The organism is Gluconobacter roseus NBRC 3990 (assembly GCF_006538885.1).
In the GTDB taxonomy this organism is placed as follows: domain Bacteria; phylum Pseudomonadota; class Alphaproteobacteria; order Acetobacterales; family Acetobacteraceae; genus Gluconobacter; species Gluconobacter roseus.
Window position 1 is genome coordinate 444,416 of sequence record NZ_BJLY01000002.1, and the last position, 16,878, is coordinate 461,293.

16 protein-coding genes and 1 tRNA gene are annotated in these 16,878 nt (G+C 59.0%); 14 read left to right on the forward strand and 3 right to left on the reverse strand.

The features are described 5' to 3' along the window. Positions 1 to 90 precede the first annotated feature (90 nt). From GRO01_RS06030 to recQ, 7 genes are all read left to right on the forward strand, one after another. Positions 91 to 666: a sigma-70 family RNA polymerase sigma factor gene (locus GRO01_RS06030; protein WP_062510352.1), complete on the forward strand. Its 576-nt coding sequence runs from the start codon at positions 91 to 93 to the stop codon at positions 664 to 666. 202 nt (positions 667 to 868) lie between these two features. Then, a complete protein-coding gene (locus tag GRO01_RS13305; RefSeq protein WP_167494578.1) occupies positions 869 to 1,042 on the forward strand; it encodes a NepR family anti-sigma factor in 174 nt (57 codons plus the stop codon). After that, entirely contained in the window at positions 1,039 to 2,913 is a 1,875-nt protein-coding gene (locus GRO01_RS06035; protein ID WP_231490373.1) for a sensor histidine kinase, read from the forward strand. Before GRO01_RS13305 ends, GRO01_RS06035 begins: the two co-directional genes overlap by 4 nt. 113 nt (positions 2,914 to 3,026) lie before the next feature. After that, positions 3,027 to 4,712, forward strand: coding sequence for a thiol reductant ABC exporter subunit CydD (gene cydD / locus GRO01_RS06040; RefSeq protein WP_062510347.1), 1,686 nt, complete (start codon positions 3,027 to 3,029; stop codon positions 4,710 to 4,712). After that, the gene (cydC, locus tag GRO01_RS06045; RefSeq protein WP_062510345.1) at positions 4,709 to 6,391 is read left to right on the forward strand and encodes a thiol reductant ABC exporter subunit CydC; all 1,683 of its coding nucleotides are present in this window, start codon (positions 4,709 to 4,711) and stop codon (positions 6,389 to 6,391) included. The genes cydD and cydC overlap by 4 nt, the downstream gene beginning before the upstream one ends. A gap of 54 nt (positions 6,392 to 6,445) precedes the next feature. Beyond that, positions 6,446 to 6,853, forward strand: coding sequence for an OmpA family protein (locus GRO01_RS06050; protein ID WP_062510343.1), 408 nt, complete (start codon positions 6,446 to 6,448; stop codon positions 6,851 to 6,853). Between the two features lie 13 nt (positions 6,854 to 6,866). Then, positions 6,867 to 8,735 (forward strand): DNA helicase RecQ, encoded by a 1,869-nt coding sequence (gene recQ, locus GRO01_RS06055; RefSeq protein ID WP_062510340.1) that lies wholly within the window; start codon positions 6,867 to 6,869, stop codon positions 8,733 to 8,735. An 18-nt stretch (positions 8,736 to 8,753) separates the two neighbouring features. Here recQ and GRO01_RS06060 read toward each other — a convergent pair whose 3' ends face one another. Continuing rightward, entirely contained in the window at positions 8,754 to 9,239 is a 486-nt protein-coding gene (locus tag GRO01_RS06060; RefSeq protein ID WP_062510599.1) for a copper chaperone PCu(A)C, read from the reverse strand. A 118-nt stretch (positions 9,240 to 9,357) separates the two neighbouring features. On the opposite strand from GRO01_RS06060, the gene nrdR reads away from it, so the two are divergent. The 3 genes from nrdR to thiL are packed head-to-tail and all read left to right on the forward strand — an operon-like array spanning position 9,358 to position 11,321. Next, on the forward strand, positions 9,358 to 9,858 hold the full coding sequence (gene nrdR, locus GRO01_RS06065) for a transcriptional regulator NrdR (RefSeq protein WP_062510338.1): 501 nt from the start codon (positions 9,358 to 9,360) through the stop codon (positions 9,856 to 9,858). Then, on the forward strand, positions 9,855 to 10,340 hold the full coding sequence (nusB, locus tag GRO01_RS06070; protein ID WP_062510336.1) for a transcription antitermination factor NusB: 486 nt from the start codon (positions 9,855 to 9,857) through the stop codon (positions 10,338 to 10,340). The genes nrdR and nusB overlap by 4 nt, the downstream gene beginning before the upstream one ends. Positions 10,341 to 10,343: 3 nt before the next feature. Further along, the gene (thiL, locus tag GRO01_RS06075) at positions 10,344 to 11,321 is read left to right on the forward strand and encodes a thiamine-phosphate kinase (RefSeq protein ID WP_062510334.1); all 978 of its coding nucleotides are present in this window, start codon (positions 10,344 to 10,346) and stop codon (positions 11,319 to 11,321) included. Between the two features lie 24 nt (positions 11,322 to 11,345). On the opposite strand, the gene GRO01_RS06080 is transcribed toward thiL, so the two are convergent. Beyond that, the gene (locus GRO01_RS06080; protein ID WP_062510332.1) at positions 11,346 to 12,539 is read right to left on the reverse strand and encodes a hypothetical protein; all 1,194 of its coding nucleotides are present in this window, start codon (positions 12,537 to 12,539) and stop codon (positions 11,346 to 11,348) included. Between the two features lie 139 nt (positions 12,540 to 12,678). Here GRO01_RS06080 and GRO01_RS06085 point away from each other — a divergent pair, with 139 nt between their 5' ends. Both GRO01_RS06085 and glk read left to right on the forward strand, forming a co-directional pair. After that, positions 12,679 to 13,482: an SDR family NAD(P)-dependent oxidoreductase gene (locus GRO01_RS06085; RefSeq protein ID WP_062510596.1), complete on the forward strand. Its 804-nt coding sequence runs from the start codon at positions 12,679 to 12,681 to the stop codon at positions 13,480 to 13,482. Positions 13,483 to 13,593: 111 nt separating this feature from the next. Next, a complete protein-coding gene (gene glk, locus GRO01_RS06090) occupies positions 13,594 to 14,562 on the forward strand; it encodes a glucokinase (protein WP_062510330.1) in 969 nt (322 codons plus the stop codon). A 35-nt stretch (positions 14,563 to 14,597) separates the two neighbouring features. Here the strand turns inward: glk and GRO01_RS06095 are convergent. Beyond that, positions 14,598 to 14,671, reverse strand: a tRNA-Cys gene (locus GRO01_RS06095). A gap of 180 nt (positions 14,672 to 14,851) precedes the next feature. Here GRO01_RS06095 and GRO01_RS06100 point away from each other — a divergent pair. Beyond that, positions 14,852 to 16,285, forward strand: coding sequence for a TolC family outer membrane protein (locus GRO01_RS06100; RefSeq protein ID WP_062510328.1), 1,434 nt, complete (start codon positions 14,852 to 14,854; stop codon positions 16,283 to 16,285). Positions 16,286 to 16,451: 166 nt separating this feature from the next. Further along, positions 16,452 to 16,838: a DUF2497 domain-containing protein gene (locus GRO01_RS06105; protein WP_231490369.1), complete on the forward strand. Its 387-nt coding sequence runs from the start codon at positions 16,452 to 16,454 to the stop codon at positions 16,836 to 16,838. The last annotated feature ends 40 nt before the right edge of the window (positions 16,839 to 16,878 follow it).

Consider the following 16,878-nt stretch of genomic DNA (forward strand, 5'->3'; position numbering starts at 1 on the left):
CTTCAGAAGATTTTCTCCGGTCTGATGCAACGTTTTCTTTCGGCCGTTCATTGATCCCATGAAAACAGAACGAAATCAGGAGTCAGTTCCATGACGTTCCACGATCAGGTCATTGCCATTCTTCCGAAGCTGCGTGTTCAGGCCCTTTCCCTGACCCGCAATCGTGCCGCTGCGGAGGATCTCGTACAGGACGCCGTGTGCAACGCTCTGGCTGCCCAGAACAGCTTCATCCCGGGAACAAACTTTTCGGCCTGGATGCATCGCATTCTGCGTAACCGCTTCATTTCCGATCTCCGCAAGCGTCGTGAGACAACTGACATTGACGATGTGCCCGCATCTTCCTTTGCCAGCCCGGCAACGCATGAAGACAGCCTTGCTCTCAAGGATCTGTCCATGGCTCTGTCCCGTCTCCCGGCCGATCAGCGTGAAGCGCTTGTCATGGTCGTGATTCAGGGAATGAGCTATGAGGCTCTGGCTGAAGCAACAGATTGCGCCGTTGGCACAGCGAAAAGCCGCGTGTTCCGCGCCCGTCGTCAACTGGAAGCCTGGATGAGCGGCGAGCTGCCTACCAACGACAAGCTGCGCGTGAAGGTCAAGGCTCTGCGTGACGCCATGGACGCCCGTCATCGTGCTGGCCAGTCCTCTGATGACCTGATGCTTTCCTGAACTTATCGCTCACAACCAGTGGAATCTGCGTCCATTGCGCTTTGGCAGCGATTGCAGAAAACGACTTGTTTTCGTAAGACTGGATTGGCAGTTCATCTCATAGCGGCTTCTCCAGAAGGAAAACCGGAGTTCGCGCCATAGTCAGTATCAGGGGTGCAGGATTTGCATCTTCTGACGTCACAGGAAGGTTCAGGACCAGCCAATGACCGCAGGAGACAAGCGGAAGTCCTCAGTCAGCGATACCAGAGAAGAGGAGAAGGACTCGCCTTTTGGTATCTGGCTGAGCCGGGGCCTGCATCAGCTTTTTGATGATGTTGCAAACGAGCCGATTCCCGATGAGCTTCTCCGACTGATCGAGGAAGACCGAAACAAGTGACTGTTACCCGGTCTGGTTTGCCAGACCTGAGTCCGCGGCGCTGGCGTCGTCTGTGGTACAGACGGAACGCCCTTCGCCATATCCGGATGCTGGATACTGTCGGCGCCCGGGTTATGGCGCTGATCGTCGCGACGACTCTTCCGCTTGCCATTATCGCTGCTTTTCTCGCTTGGCATAGTTATCAGCAGAATGTCGGTAACGGGGCCCTGCGCACCGAACGTGATACCCAACTCGCGATTTCGGAAATTACGACCGATCTCGATCAGACCCATACACTTCTGGACATGCTCGCCGATGGCGATATTTCCTCGGGTAATGCTCTGCGGGAGTTCGCGCTCGTCCAGACGGTTTCGCAGCACCATTACTGCCTGTTGATGCTGACAGATGTTGCAGGACGTCCATCGGTCGTGCTGCCACCTGCTTCAACACAGGAGGCAGCAATATGCCGTTCTCCCGAACTGGCTGATCCTTCTTTAACATCGACGCCTGCAAAGCTTCCTGTTGTCGGGGTTGATGTTCTGAAGGGGGATCGCGGTCCACTTCTGAAATTTGTTGTTCCCATTCTCAGCAACAATTCCGTTTCCGGTTACATTATTGCCGTGCGGACGCTTGGCTGGCAGCGCAGTCATCTCCCGAAAGGGGACAGCCGTCTTCTTCTTGGGACAGCAGACAATGCCCAGCATTTTCTGGCGATGCCAGATGGTTCTCTTTACTCGCTGTTTCCCGATCGCCCAATAGATGCGACATTACCGCCTAAAGCATTGGCACGCCTAAAGCGCGATATGTCGTCGCTTAACCTGCATGATGTCTTTACAAGCCGGGGCATCACCTATGCCTTTCAGAATGCCTATGGCCCTGTAAGCCTGATTGTTGCGACCGAGCGCACGGCAGAAGAGAGCCACGCGCTTAATATCTTCCTGATCCGGGTCAGTCTTATTGTCGGATTGCTGGTTCTTGAGCTGTTGGGTGTTGCCCTGGGCGCAAGGCTCTTTCTGGTCGACCCGCTGGAGAGGCTGGCGCAAGCCGTCGCAGACTGGCGGCGGGGAGCGCCATTCGCACCAAGGATCAGCCATTCCATACCGCTGGAAATCCGGCATCTGGAGAAAGCGTTCCTTCGGGCAACGCGGCGACTGAGCCAACACGAACAGGATCTGGAACAGTCGGCACGCAACCAGGACATGCTGATTCGCGAAATCCATCACCGCGTCAAAAACAACCTGCAGGTTGTCGCGTCCCTGCTGAACCTTCAGGCGAGCCGCATTCGCTCTCATGAAGCCCGTGAAGAGTTCCGTCTCGTCCGCGATCGTGTCAGGGCGCTCGCAACCCTGCACCGTTACCTTTATTCCGAGAGCGGCCTCTCTGCGCTGGACGTCCAGAGCTTTCTGGAAGAGCTCTGCAGTATTCTACTGTCTGCGAACGGGATGAACACCCAGACGCGCATCCGTCTGCAACTCGACATCGAGCATGTCCTGATCTCACCCGATCAGGCCGTGCCAATCGCCCTGATCGTCACCGAGGTCGTGAGCAATGCCCTCCGGTATGCCTTCCCGAAGGACAGGGCAGGGCACATCGTCATCGCCTTGCACAAGGTCATACCGGCGCCTCCTGAACAGGAGGGGCTGGTCGAACTGAAGCTCGGAGACGACGGCATCGGTATCAATGCTGGCCAGGCCACCGAGTCCCGCACACGTCGGGAAGGCATCGGGATGCAGCTCATCCGTGGGTTCGCACGGCAGATCAACGCCGAGATGATAGTCAGCAATGAAAACGGGACTTGGTATACCCTGCGTTTTGTTCCGGAACAGCCGTCGCTTACGGCCTTGGCGATGGCCCGCAAAGCGATCAGTCACGGAAAAGACTCGGGCCTGTAAAGGTCGGTCACCTTCAAGGTTCTGCCCGAAAATCCACGAAAAAATCTAAATAAGCGGCAAGAATTGTGTGAAGCACTGTCTTGTAGAGCTTTTGCGACCTATATGCAGGGATCATGAAGGCCGACAAGACAATCGCAAAAGCGTGGGTAAAGGCACAGGGACGAGCAAGCCGCTCCCGGACCTCTGTCGTCGTATTTTTAGGACTGCTCTCGACCCTGCTGGGACTGCTGCAGGCTTGGGCACTGGCACGAACGCTGGCGTCTGTCCTGACGCGGGATACGGACAGTACCGGGCCAGCCATCGCCGTTTTCCTGTTGGCCTGTGTGCTGAGGGTCATCCTTTCCACCGTGCAGGATATGACGGCTGCGGCAGCGGGAATCCATGCCCGGCGCCGTCTGCGCCGTGAGGTGCTGGATCGCATCATTGGCGAGGGGCCGGCCTTGCTGCGCCGCCACCATAGTGCGGCCATCGCAGCGACTCTGGTTGATCGGATCGAGGCGCTGGACGGCTATTTTGCCCGCTGGCTGCCGGCCGCATCGCTGTGGCTGGTGTCACAATGGCTGGTTGTCATTGCGCTGTATCTGGAAAATCACAAGGCAGGCCTGATCCTCGCCGCCTGCTGTGCGTCACTTCCCATCTTCCAAGCTGTTTTCGGAATCGCCACCGCTGTTGCGTCCCGCCGGCAGTTTCTGGCCATGACGCGGCTTCAGACGCGCTTCCTTGACCGGGTGAAAGGCATTGCGACCATCGTCCTGTCCGGCGGCACCGATCGTGAGACACAGGCTCTGGCCCAGAGCGCCGATGACCTCCGCCAGCGCACCATGAAGGTTCTGCGGATCGCTTTTGTGGCGTCGGCCACGACTGATGTCGCCATGGTGGTGGCGCTTGTGCTGATTGTCGTGACACAGGCCAATACGCTGATGGGACACCCTTCGGACGCTGTTCTGACCCGTGCCCTTTATGCCGTTCTGCTGGTACCGGAAGCGTTTGCATCCTTCCGTGCCCTGTCTGCCGCCTATCAGGACCGGGCCCATGCCACGGCTGCCGCAGAAGCCATGCATGAACTCGCACCGCTGACCGAGCGGACATCTGCTGGTCCGGATATCGTTCATGCGGATGGCGGAATTTCAGTGACTGCAGAGCATGTCTCCTTTGCCTGGGACGAGCAGCGCGGCACAGTTATTCATGATGTCAGCTTTGCTCTTCCGGCTGGATCGACCCTGATCCTTGAAGGAGCCTCTGGCGCAGGTAAATCCACGCTTCTGGAATTGCTGCTCGGCTTCGTTGCCCCCTCACAGGGTCGTATCCTGTTCGACGGACAGGACATGCAGACCCTGTCTCCACGCCAGATTTCGTCACGGATCAGCTGGATCGGACAGAAGCCTGTTCTGTTTGCCGGTACGATCCGGGAAAACATTCTCTTTGCACGCCCGGATGCCTCGGCCGAAGATCTGAAACATGCCGTCGCAGCTGCGGCCGTCGATCAGTATCTGTCGTCCCTACCGGATGGTCTGGAAACGCGGATCGGCGAGGGGGGCTTTGGACTTTCCGGTGGACAGGCACAGCGTATTGCCATTGCACGTGCCTATCTCAAGGACGCGCCGCTTCTGCTTCTGGATGAGCCAACATCCCATCTCGATCCGAAAACAGAGGCGGAAATCCTCATCAGCCTGAAAGAACTGGCCAGGGGCCGGACTGTCATCCTGTGCAGCCATTCCGCTCAGGCCCGCCAGTTCCACGGCCGTCATCTTGTCCTTGATGGCGGTCGCGCTGTCGCCTTTACGGGAGAAGCTGCATGAGCACCCCGCTGCCAACCAGTCCGGTTTCAAACCCGAACAGCGAGACGGCGCTCTCCCGCATTCTGCAGGTCTGGCGCCCCCAGTATACGCGTCTTATTACCGGCATTGTCATAGCTGAACTGGCTGTCTGTGCCGGGCTGGCCCTGATGGGGCAGGCAGGTGGTCGAGTCGCCGGTGCCGCGATCGGAGCAGGGGCTGCCTATCTTCTGCTGCGTCTTTCAGGCCTGGCACAGATCGTCCTGCGCTATTGCGAACGCCTCTACACCCATAACGCCATGTTCCGCGCGCTGGCGGACCTGCGGGTCTGGTTCTACCGCAAGCTTGCGGGTGGCGCTGCGGCGGGCTTAGGTTTCCAGCGTTCAGGGGACCTCCTGTCGCGTCTGGTGTCCGACGTCCAGACGCTGGACAACCTGTATCTGCGCATTCTTGTTCCGCTGATTTCAGCCCTGCTGACACTTCCGATCGCAACACTCGTCTGGATGCGGGCCGGGGTGGAAGCAGGCCTTCTGACCGGCGCGCTGTTTGCTGTCCTCGCATTCATATTGCCTCTGATGGGCGCGCGTCTGTCCCGTCGTTTCGGTCCGGACATCCTTCGTGCGGAGTCCGACCTCCGGGTTGCCGCTCTTGATCTCACATCCGGCCTCCGCGAAGCCCGGGCTTTCGGCGCTGAGGACGTTCTCGCCGCCGCAGTGACGGACCGTCAGGAAACCCTGTTCAGGGCCCAGCGCCGTCAGCAGACCCGTATGGCACTCATGCACGGTTTCGCGGGCCTGATCGCCAAGGCCGGGATTGCAGTTATCCTGTGTGCGGTCGCTGGCATCCTGTTTCCACAGGCTCCAGCCATTGCTGGCATCACGGCGCTGTTCGTCGCCATTACGGCTCTTGAAGGCGTGACAGGGTTGGCCCGGGCAGGACTGCTCACCGGGCAGGTCAGTCACGCGGCACAACGCATTGTCGAGATTGCCGACCGCGCTCCCCCGGCTCCGGAAGGCAACGCGCCACTTCCGGCTGGACGGGATCTGCGACTGGAGAATGTGACGTTCCGCTGGACAGCGGAACGTGCACCGATCTTTCGTGACCTGAACCTCACACTCCGGCAGGGCGAGCGCGCAGCCCTGATCGGGCCTTCCGGCGCAGGAAAGTCCAGTCTGGCCGCGCTGATCCTCAAGGCAGCGTCCCCGGAACAGGGACGGATCCTGCTGGGAGGAACGGACATCACCACACTGCGTGACAGCGATCTGCGCTCGCAGATCGCGTGGCTGTCACAGGCCAGTCACCTATTTGATGATACCATTCGGGGCAATCTGCTTCTCGGACGGACCGACGTCTCCGACACCGCACTCTGGGCTGCGCTTGAGCAAGCGAGGATCGCTGATGTTGTCCGCGAGCTTCCGGATGGTCTGGACACGTGGATCGGTGAGGGCGGCTCGAAACTTTCGGGCGGGCAGGGACGGCGCATCGCTCTGGCCCGTGTCCTGCTGTCCGATGCTCCTATCCTTGTTCTCGACGAGCCGGCAACCGGACTGGACGCTGATACCGAGCGGGCCTTCCTCGAAACGCTGAACAATGCGACCGAGGGACGAAGCGTCCTGCTGATTGCGCATCGTCTGACCGGTATGGAAAAACTTGACCGCATCTGGCGCCTCGAGGACGGACAGGTTATTTCCAGTGCGTGCTGACCGGCCCGCGCCGATCCAGCTTCACGCTTACTTACCCTGACAGGACGCTACGCCATGGCACGTTTCCTCTCCTTCGTCCGCATCGCGGCCCCGGTTTTCGTTCTGTCAGCTGCGCTGGCTGGATGCGCCCAGCAGCCGTCGCGTGACAGCTACGTCGTTTTCTTCGACCGTGAATCCGTAACGCTCAGCCCTGTCGCACAGGCTGTTGTCACCAAGGCTGCCACAGCCGCCCGCGCTGAACATGCCTCCGTCGTCCGCGTCTCGGGTTCGGCCGGTGCAAACGGTGACGCCGCGGTTCTGAAGGAACTGGCCACGAGCCGCGCCCAGACCGTCGCCACCCAGCTCAGCAATGACGGGATCAACGGCGCCAAGATCGAAATGACGCCGTACACGCCGAGCGAGCTTGAGGATTCCCACGTCGCCCTGCGTCGCGTCTCCATCACCATCGTTCCGGGCCACTGATCCGGCGCCCGGGATGACGCAGGCGCAGAACAGCCCTCCCGTCGCCCCGGGATCACATCCGCCTTCCACGCCTGAAAGTGTGCTCGCGGAAGTTTTCGGTTTTCCCGGTTTCCGCGGCCTCCAGCAGGAGGCTGTAGAGACGGTTATGCGGGGGGAGGACGTACTTGTTCTCATGCCGACCGGTGGTGGCAAGAGCCTGTGCTATCAGGTGCCAGCTCTTTGCCGCGATGGCATGGGCTTGGTTATTTCCCCGCTGATTGCCCTGATGGACGATCAGGTTGCTGGCCTGAGACAGTTGGGAGTTCGTGCAGCAGCCCTGCATTCCGGACTTGAACCGGACGAGCGTGATGCACTGCAAAGCGATCTTCGCGGTGGCAGGATCGACATTCTCTACATTTCGCCAGAGCGTCTCCTTCAGCCCTCAACCGCGAATTTCCTGTCAAAGCGCCAGATCTCGCTGATTGCGATCGACGAAGCGCACTGCATTTCGGCCTGGGGGCATGAATTCCGACCGGAATATCGTGCACTTGCCAGCCTGCCGGAGATGTTTCCGGGTGTGCCGCGCATTGCCCTGACGGCCACGGCCGATCCCCGGACGCGGGATGATATTCTGAACGCGCTTGGCATGCCCGACGCGCGTGTTCTGATGGCGAGCTTTCACCGCCCCAACCTGATTGTGGAAGCCAGAGCCAAGGCCAGCGAAAGCCGGCAGCTTCTCGAGACCTTGCAGAGCCATCGTGAGGGGGCCTCCATCGTCTATTGCGGCAGCCGCAACAAAACGGAACGTGTCGCGACAATGCTGCGGGACAAAGGCCTCACTGCTCTTCCGTTCCACGCAGGTCTGTCCTCGGTCGAGAAACGGGCGACCCTGCTGCGCTTCCGTTCAGGCGAGGAAATGGTGATCGTCGCGACAATTGCGTTTGGCATGGGAATAGACCGGCCCGACGTGCGCTGCGTGGTCCATCTGGACATGCCCTCGTCGCCGGAAGCCTATTACCAGCAGATCGGACGGGCAGGGCGCGATGGTGAACCTTCCGATACGCTCCTGCTCTATGGCGGCGAGGACATGGCCCGGGCCCGTTACTGGCTCGAACAGTCCAGCGCGCCAGATCATGAAAAGCGCGTCATGCAGGCGCGGCTTGAAAGCATGATCGCGCTCACGGAAACCACGGGCTGCCGCACGCAGGCATTGCTGGCGTGCTTTGGAGAAAACCTTCCTCAGCCCTGCGGCCACTGCGACAACTGCATCAGCCCGGTCTCGACCTTCGATGGCACACAGGCGGCCCAGAAGGTTCTCTCGGCGATCTATCGCACCGGGCAGCGTCTTGGAGCAGTCCAGCTCTCCAATGTCCTGCGCGGAAAGCTCAACGAAACCATCGAGCGCAATGCCTATCAGCACCTTTCGGTGTTCGGGATCGGTAAGGATCATAGTGAGCAGTGGTGGCGCGCTGTCATTCGTCAGCTGATCGCACGTGGTGCCATCCGGATGCACGGCGAATACGGCAGCCTGGCATTGCAGAGCGAGATCGCCCGCCCGATCCTGCGCGGTGAGGAACGCGTAGCCCTCAGGCTTGAAGCCAAAGCAGCCCTGACTGCCAGCGCGGGCTCGGATGGCCATACGGAAAATGATCGCCTGTCAGCAGACGAAAAATCGTATTTCGATGCGCTGCGTCAGTGGCGCCTGTCAGAGGCACGGGAGCAGGAAATTCCGCCCTATGTCATTTTTCATGATTCTGTCCTGCGTGACATTGCCCGAGAGCAGCCTGTCAGCCGCGAAGAACTGGGAACCATCAAAGGTGTGGGCGCATCAAAGCTGGACCGCTACGGCGCCGCAGTGCTGACCGTACTCCGCGAGATCCGTGAGCCTGCGACGGCTCACTGAACGCCCACCAAAGAAAAGTCAGTCGTGGGTCAGTTCGTCAGGCTCGGTCACGGTGAAACTGACGGTGATGCTGCCACCATTGAGAATATCAAACGTGAAAGGCACCTTGTCTCCCTTCGCTGGCATCTGCCGGATCCCCATGCACATCATGTGGTAGCCAGACCGCGGAAAGATCATCGTCGAATTGTGCGGCAGGGCCAGATGCGTGAAAAGGTCATTCGCGCCATCGGTCTGCTGCTGGTTCGTATGATGGGCAACGACGTTCTGACAGAGCGGAGACGAAATGCCCTTCAGCAGGTGATCGACACTGTCATCATTGCGAATCGTGAAATAGCCGGCGCCTCGGTTCGGAAAATACGCTGAAGGACGGAACGTCCCGTCCATGACCACGACCCGCTGTGCATTATGATCGGCATCCGGTGCCGCAGCCGCTGGAACCTGCTGGGCCATGGCAGAGGCAGTGGAAAGAGCAAAGAGGGCGGTCAGGACAGATACCCGTTTCAACGACAGTCTCCCGGTGTTGCGCGCGATCTCACGAAGCCCGTTTGGGCCGGAACGCATCATCCGGTAAAGTGCTCCCATTTCCCCGGCCACGACAAGGCCCGAACACTCAGGATCGCGAATGCGTTGCCCTTTTTGCGGACATGACGATACCCAGGTCAAGGACAGCCGCTCCACGGAAGACGGCGTTGCCATCCGTCGCCGGCGCGTCTGTTCGGCATGTACGCAACGTTTTACCACCGTGGAGCGGGTGCAGCTCCGCGAACTCTCCGTCACCAAGGCGGACGGACGGCGCGTGCCTTTCGACCGGGACAAGCTTGCCCGTTCCATCCGCGTTGCCCTGCGCAAGCGCCCGGTTCCCGAAGAACGTCAGGAGCGTCTGGTCAACGGACTGGTCCGACAGCTTGAGGCTTCCGGGGAACACGAGATTTCTTCCCATCGCATCGGCCAGCTTGCGATGGACGCATTGCGCGAAGTGGATGGTGTGGCCTATGTCCGCTTCACCAGCGTCTACCGCGACTTCCGCGAGGTCGAGGCGTTCTCGAAAATCCTCGCCGACATGAAACCCATTCCCGGGGATGCGGACACACCATCCCCCGACGACTCCCAGGAGACACCATGACCGCCACCGACGCCCCCGCCACGAACCCGACGCGCCGCAGCCGGACCATTGCCCGCGTTGCGGCCGTCCAGGGACTGTTCCAATGCGAACAGTCCGGCGACACGGCGGAAACCGTCATCAGCCAGTTCATCCGTCACCGCCGCGTCAGTTCCACCGCTTCGTTCGACGATGGACATATCCCCGATGCCGATCTGAAGCTGTTTCAGGAAATCGTCCTCGGTGTTACGCGCCGTCAGGACGATATTGATGCGAAGCTGAGCGACGTCCTACCCGAGCAGTGGCCGCTTCCGCGTCTGGACCCCGTCCTTCGGGCGCTTCTGCGCGCTGCCGTCTTTGAACTGATCGCCACGGATACGCCCGACCGGATCATCATCAACGAATATCTGGATGTCGCTCACGGCTTCTTCTCGGGAGACGAGCCCAAGATGGTCAACGGTATCCTCGATACGCTCAGCCGCCGCGGCAGCGACGGCAACGTCTGATCCATGACGGGCACGTCAGGGGCCGAAGCGACGAAAGCAGGCGAGTTCGGCTTCATCGCCCGTCATTTCCGGCCCCTGGCCGGGCCAGAGAGCCTCGACCTGCGGGATGACTGCGCCCTGATGCGCTGTCCCGCAGGCGAGGAATTCGCCATTTCGACCGACACCATGGTCGAGAACGTCCATTTCCTTCCTGACGATCCACCCGAAACACTCGGGCGCAAGCTGTTGCGCTGCAATCTTTCGGATCTGGCCGCCATGGGGGCACGGCCTCATGCCTATACGCTGAACGTCACGGTTCCACGTGGCGGACGGCATGATGAAAGCTGGTTTGCCGCCTTCTCACGTGGACTGTCCGAAGACCAGAAGGTCTATGGCATTCAACTGATTGGTGGCGATACCACGTCCATTTCCGGACCGTTGGTCCTTTCCGCCACCGTATTTGGACTGCTTCGGCACAATACGGCGCTCCGTCGCAACACCGCCCGTCCCGGAGACGATGTCTGGGTCACAGGCACGATCGGGGATGCCGCTCTGGGGCTGCTTGTCCTGCAGGGCAAGTTGCGGGATCCATCGGGCTTCCTGGCAGAGCGGTATCATCTACCCCGGCCCAGAACAGGACTTCACCTGCATGGTATCGTCAGCGCTGCGATGGATATTTCGGACGGACTGATTCAGGACTGCGGCCATATCGCCGAGGAATCAGGCGTTCAGCTTGTTATTGAAGCGAACGCCGTTCCGGTTTCTTCTGCTGCGGCCTCACTGGGACATGACTGGCTCATGCGACGCCTGTGCGGCGGCGACGATTACGAACTGCTTCTCACATGCGCGCCTGAATGCTCAGAAGCCCTTCAGGCCGCGTGTCAGGCTGCCAACATCCCGGTCCATCGCATTGGAACGGTACGTTCTGGTACAGGCGTGCGTGTTCTGGACGCAAAGGGACGGGACATTATCCCGGAACAGGGCGGCTGGCAGCATTTCTGACAGCCACCCTGTGAGTAGAGAGCCTCAGGCGGGATCTTCGATAGCCCGCTCATAGAGCCGGTAACGCTTGTACGGCTCTGGCACGATACTCTCGGCCAGATTGCGCATGTTGGAGTCAGATGCCTGGATCCAGCCCAGTTCCACCCAGGAATAGGGCAGGGACTTCCTCCGACGCATCAGTTCGGCAATGGCCAGTGACGGAAGAAGCGCTCCCAGAACCGTTCCACGCAGCCGCTGCGTCACGCCAAGCAGAATGACACGGGCTGAATGGAAGCGATGCGTTGCCAGACGCGCGGCGAGCTTCACCCAGCCGAGAGGCGAGGGAGCACCACCAAGATCGCCTGCGATATCATAGAGATTGGGCACGACCAGAGCCATGGCGACAGGCTCACCATTCTGGTCGATCTGGACGTAATGTTCCGGGCGAAGGACCGGGCCAAGCTGCTTGATCATGGCCTTCATTTCGTAATCCTGAAGCGGAACGAAATTGAACTTGTCACTCCAGGCATCATTGTAAAGCTGGCGCAGGATCTCGCCCTGCTGGGCAATCTGTTTCTTTGACAGACGCCGGATGGCGATGGCGCCCAGCCGGCCTTCACCGATTTTCAGATCGCCCGGAACCTTGAAGCGCGACTCCGTCTGGTCATCCAGATCGAGCTTGTAGCTGAGCAGATCCTCAACAGGAGTATAGCCCGCTTCTTCAACCAGTTTGCCCAGCAGAGGCGGATGCCAGGGCATGGCAACCATCAGGGGCTGGTCCTGTCCTTCGATCATCAGGCCGGATTCGCCGTTACCGCTCAGTGTGACAGGGCCGCGCATCGTCTGCATGCCCTGCAGCCGCAGCCAGTTCCGTGCCATGTCCAGAAGGGCGCTGACGATGCTTCCTTCCGGAATGGCATCCAGGGCCCCAAAGCAGCCGATCTTCATGCCCCAGTGCTTAATGGCACGATGATCCACGATCGCGGCAATGCGCCCTACGGCCGTGTTGCCGCGCCAGGCCAGAAAATACCGGATGCTTGCATGACGGAAAATCGGTGCTTTTTTCGGGTTGAGCAGGTCGTCCTGCTCCATGTCGAAAGCTGGAACAAAGCCAGCCATGCCAGCATAGATGCGACGCGGCAGGGTCATGAACAGCTTGAGGTCCGCCCGCGTGGTCACTGGCCGGACCACAAGATCATCATGTGGCGCAGGGATGTCAGTCCTGTCGGGCAGTGTCATAATGGCAGGTGAACCTCTGATCGAAAAAAACATCCCGTCAGACGGGGTGATGTGCCAGTACGGCACGGGGTCGCATCTTGTTGCATGGGAGGGCTATACCCTTCCAGCCCCGATCCGACCACGAATAAAGCGGTTTCCCATGTCAGATGCTTCTGTTTCTCCCTCCAGCGCCCCGTTTCACGTTCTTATTACCGGAGGATCGAGCGGCATCGGTGCCGCCCTGGCCCTCCAGTATGCCCGCCCGGGAACACATCTGACGCTCTGGGGGCGCAACCCCGAACGTCTCACCGAAGTTGCGGCACAGGTTGTGCGCAAGGGAGCAACGGCCGATACCCTTTCGCTCGATCTGTGCCAGACGGACGATGCCCTGGCAGAACTCCGAAAGACGGATGATGCGCGGCAAATTGATATCCTGATCTTGGGAGCAGGCCTCGGAGATATCCGCCCTGAAGGCGCGCTCACGGAAAAGGCCGAGGAAGTCCGCAACATTTCCCTGGTTAATTTCACGACCCCCGCAACGCTTGCGACCGAGATGGCTTCGCGCATGGCCGCTCGCAAAGGTGGACGTATCGCACTCGTGGGCTCGGTCGCAGCATTCCACGACCTGCCGATCGCCACAGCCTATAGTGGCTCAAAAGCCGGTCTGGCCCGGTTCAGCACGGCGCTTCACGCGGCCATGACCCCGCATCATGTCTCTGTCACCCTGATTTCCCCCGGCTATGTCGATACGCCCATGAGTCAGCGTCTTGAAGGAGCCAGACCGTTTCTGGTGTCGTCTCGCCGTGCCGCGCAGATGATTGCCCGCGCCATCGGGCAGGGACGGGCCCATTTGCTCTTCCCATGGCCCTTCGCGATCGCCAGGTTTGTCGAGATGATTGTGCCACGCGCCATCGTCCACCGACTGCTCAGAACTGCGGAAGTGCGGCAGCGTCCTGCGCGTTGAAGAAAATCTTAAAAATATCCTGAACTTGACGCAGCCGGAACGGTAGGCAACTGCTGCGAATGAGAAAAAGCGCGGGCCATCGGTCAGCATCACCAGAGGATTTGAGGTGCCATGAGGGAAATCGTAGCCGTCGATATCGGTGGAACGCACGCAAGGTTTGCAATTGCGACCATTGAGGACGGCAAGGTCGTCACACTGGGTGAGGCCACGACGCTGAAATGTGCAGACCATGGCAGCCTCGCCCTTGCATGGGAGACATTCGGTCGCTCCCTGAACCGTACACTCCCGCGCGAAGCCGGAATTGCGGTGGCGTGTCCGGTGAGTGGTGAAATCCTCAAGCTCACCAACAATCCTTGGATCATCCAGCCCAGCCAGCTGGCATCACGGCTGCATCTCGATAATTTCGTGCTCGTCAATGATTTCGGCGCGGTGGCTCACGCCGTAGCACAGGTCGATTCGTCGCATATGCGGCATCTGTGTGGGCCAGACATCGATCTCCCGACCGAAGGCGCCATTACGATTGTCGGTCCTGGCACAGGGCTGGGAGCCGCCTGCCTGCTGCGTCGCAAGGACCAGTATTTTGTTATGGAGACCGAAGGCGGCCATCTGGATTACCCGCCGCTCGATGAACTGGAAGACAAAATTCTCAGTGCCCTGCGCCTGCGCTTCCGCCGCGTTTCCGCCGAGCGGATCGTGTCAGGTCCCGGCCTGACCAATCTGTACGAAGTCATTGCAGAAATGCAGGGCTGGCCCATTACCCTGCGGGACAACCGGACATTGTGGAAAAATGCACTTGAAGGCTCCGACACTGTCGCAGCAGCTGCACTGGAACGCTTCTGCCTCAGTCTAGGGGCCATTTCCGGCGATCTGGCCTTGGCGCATGGTGCACGGGGCGTGGTCATTGGGGGAGGGCTGGGACTGCGGCTTGCCGACAGCCTCGGTCATTCCGGATTCGCCGAACGCTTCGTGGCAAAGGGCCGCTTTGAAGCCATGATGACCGAAATGCCGGTCAAGATCATCACGCACCCGCAGCCCGGCCTGTTTGGTGCAGCGGCTGCATATGCAGAAGCTCATCCGTAAAATAGAAGCAAACCTGGATTTCTGGAGGATATCTCTGGAGGTCCGGGCGGGAATCGAACCCACATACGCGGATTTGCAGTCCGCTACATCACCATTCTGCCACCGGACCTCGATGGAGACAGGCGCTATATCCCCTCTGGAGCCCGTTGGGTCAAGACCGATAATTGATCTGCAGAAGGATTTTTCTTCTGCCCTTCAACAGGCTATTAAGGACTGATTCACATAATGCTGTGATATGATGCATACTTAAAGAGCAGGAAAACTCATGACTTCAGGATGCAACGGCGCGATGAAACTGACGGCTCCACTCGGGCTTGGTCTTCTATCGCTTCTCCTGAGCGGAACTGCTCTTGCCCAGAAATATGACGGCAGCGGTTCACCGAACTTTGTCCCGCATACGCTTCAAGAAGCGCTAGCGACGGCCTATCTGACCAACCCAACGCTTCGTGAAGAGCGGGCACATCTAAGGGCAACAGACGAACAGCTGCCAACCGCGCTTGCCGGCTGGCGTCCGACTGTCCAGACCGGCATGAATCTGACCTACTATGATGGTAGTACCAATTATGCCTCAACAGGCGGATATCTCGGCAGTTCGCGCCGCTATCAGACGCCTGGGTATCTGGGAACCGTTGGCATCACCCAGCCGCTCTATCAAGGTGGAAAAACCGTTGCCAGCGTTCATGCCGCCACTAATCAGATTATGGCTGAACGTGCCCACCTGATCCAAACTGAACAGGATGTTTTCACCAACGTCGTCAATGCCTATGTCGGGATTATTGAAGACGAACAGCTACTGCAAATCGCTATTAACAATGAGCACGTACTGCAGCAACAGGTTGAGGCAACACAAGAACGTTTCCATGCCGGGGAAATCACCCGGACTGACGTTGCCCAGGCACAGGCTGCTTTAGCAAGCGCTACTGCTGAGCGACAGCAGGCTGAAGGAACACTTCAAAGCGCACAGGCGACCTATCTTCAGGTTATAGGAATTGCTGCAGCACCCAATCTGGAAGCACCTCAGCCTCTTAACCTTCCAGTGCACAGCGAACAGGAAGCTGTTGGCGTCGCAGTCCAGAATAATCCTCAGGTTGTCAATGCGCTCTTCACCGAAGCCCAACGCAAAGACAATATCTCTGTTCAAATTTCCCAGATCATGCCGAAAGTTTCTGCCAGCCTGAACTACCAGCGTTCGGTCAATCAGGCTTACGGAGATTCGCTGCAGGATAACAAGTATGGAGAAATCCAGTTTTCCGTACCTCTGTATCAGGGTGGATCAGAATACGCGTCAATCCGGGGAGCGCGGCAGGATGCTCAGGCAGCGCATCGTGAAGTTGATGTCCAGCGCAGGACAGCTCTCCAGAAAGCCGCCTCAAACTGGCAGCAGATGGTGGCTTACAAGCAGTCCATTTCCAGCGACCGTATGGCCATTTCCGCAAACGTAATCGCACTGGATGGTGTCGAACGGCAGGCCCTGGTGGGAACGAGTACGACCCTTGCAGTTCTTCAGCAACAGCAGACCCTTCTACAGTCCCAGCGGATGCTCGTTCAGCATCTTTCGAATCTTGTCACTTCTTCCTATGCCGTTGCGGCAGCGATCGGACGTCTTACGGCAGTCGACCTGAAACTTGGTGTGCCGCTTTATGACGAAAAAGCCTATTACAACGCAGTCAAGAACAAGCTCTGGGGTCTGAGCGATTACGCAATCAATCAGCCTGGTCGATAAATTTTTCAGTAAAACGGAATACTCACAGTCCATGACATCTTCTGACTCGGTCCAGCATGATCACCAAGACGATACAACAGTGACAGATGCCTTGAGCTCAATCAGGCGCATTCTTCACGATGACCCTGCCGCAGCCCAGCATCCAGCAGCCGAGGACGCACCCGACATGCCATCCCAGGAAGACGAACTGACATTGGATAGCTCCATGATGGTCACACCTCCTGCACAGTCCAAAGAGGCTGAAACGACGATGACATCGTCTGTTGCCTCTGCTCCGCCTGAGACCGAAACTCAACAGAGCAAAGATGATCTCATGAATGCTCAGACTGTGGCAGCAGCAGAACGCTCTCTGGACGAACTGCACGCAGCTTTCAGTGGAACAAAGCCGCTTGCGTCCGATACCGTCATCAGCCGCAGTAGTGGCCTGACCATTGAAGATATGGTCCGTGGAGAAGTCCGGAGCATGGTGCGCACATGGCTGGATGCTCATCTGCCGTCACTGGTTGAAATTCTTGTGCGCGCGGAAATTGCCCGTCTGCGTCCGCGAGAGTAAGAAGGGCGGTGGAAGCACGTTCTTCCGCCTGCTGTTCTGA